Origin of the sequence: Methanocrinis sp. (assembly GCF_049974945.1) — an archaeon.
In the GTDB taxonomy this organism is placed as follows: domain Archaea; phylum Halobacteriota; class Methanosarcinia; order Methanotrichales; family Methanotrichaceae; genus Methanocrinis.
The window spans coordinates 1-1,049 of record NZ_JBNGCU010000185.1 but is presented as its reverse complement, the minus strand read 5'-3'; the positions used below and the strand labels follow the sequence as shown (position 1 = coordinate 1,049).

2 protein-coding genes are annotated in these 1,049 nt (G+C 56.9%); both read left to right on the top strand.

Translation table 11 applies throughout. The features are described from left to right. Positions 1 to 191: 191 nt before the first annotated feature. Complete coding sequence (locus ACP5EL_RS10395) at positions 192 to 530, top strand: NifB/NifX family molybdenum-iron cluster-binding protein (RefSeq protein WP_428402439.1); 339 nt, start codon at positions 192 to 194, stop codon at positions 528 to 530. A gap of 228 nt (positions 531 to 758) precedes the next feature. Further along, positions 759 to 974, top strand: coding sequence for a hypothetical protein (locus ACP5EL_RS10390; protein ID WP_428402438.1), 216 nt, complete (start codon positions 759 to 761; stop codon positions 972 to 974). Positions 975 to 1,049 lie beyond the last annotated feature (75 nt).

Below are 1,049 nucleotides of genomic sequence, written 5' to 3'. Positions count from 1 at the left end.
TAGAGAAGTTCAAGAACGGTGAGTTCTCCGAAACCTCTTCCGCCTCGGTCTCCGCCCATGCGGGAATGGGCGCAGGAGGCGGGATGGGTCGCGGTGGTGGCCGCGGCGGAGGCCGTGGCGGCGGTCGCGGTGGCGGTGGAGGACAGGGCGGTCAAAACAGGTGATAAGAGATGAAAATTGCCGTTCCAACCATGGGAGAACAGGGTCTGGATGAACTGATATGCGCCCACTTCGGTCGGGCCGAGACCTTCACCATAGTCGACATCGACTCTGGAGACGTCGAGGTGGTCAGAAACACGAGCGAGCACATGGGTGGCACCGGCCTTCCCCCGGAGATCATCTCCGCCAAAGGCGCCCACGTCATGCTGGCGGGAGGCCTCGGCCCCAAGGCGGTCAAGATGTTCGAAGGTTGCGGGATCGATGTCTTCGTCGGGGCGACCGGGACCGTTCGGGACGCCATCTCCGACTGGAAAGAGGGCTACCTCGAAGAGGCCACCGACGAGAACGCCTGCAGAGAGCACCGACACTGATCGGCCTACAAAGCCAGAAAGGTGGCTAATAGGCCCCCCGTTTGGGGCGATTATTTTTTTATCTCTTTTTATCTCTTTAATCTATTAGTATCTGAAGATGACCGATCCACCATTCAGCACCTTAAGTTCTGAAGCTGGCGTTTTTACTGCTGTCGGTTTATAATACCAAATTAAATTATTGTGGTTTTTATCAATCCCCAGGACAAGATAACCCTAGAGTGAACAAGAATGAAGAGCTCGAAAGGAACCCAGACCGAGAAGAAGTTCCTCGATGGCAGCGAGATCGTCGCCGGGCCCGATTTTCGCAACCTAGCCCCCGACCACCAGGAGAGGCTAGACCTCCTCCAAGTGGAGAAGATGGTGGCTCTCAGGCAGGAGAACGTCTGCACCAACGAGCGGTGCCCCCACCAGCCATCTACACCACTTCGAAAGATACCCCCATAGGCTTGAACTCCGCGGTCTCCTGGCGCTTCAACTTCGCCTTGATCTCCTCGAACCGGCGGACCATCTCCTGGGAGT

Coding starts and splice junctions, on each gene's coding strand:
- ACP5EL_RS10395 (WP_428402439.1), top strand. CDS start 192: ATGGGAGAACAGGGTCTGGATGAACTGATATGCGCCCACTTCGGTCGG.
- ACP5EL_RS10390 (WP_428402438.1), top strand. CDS start 759: ATGAAGAGCTCGAAAGGAACCCAGACCGAGAAGAAGTTCCTCGATGGC.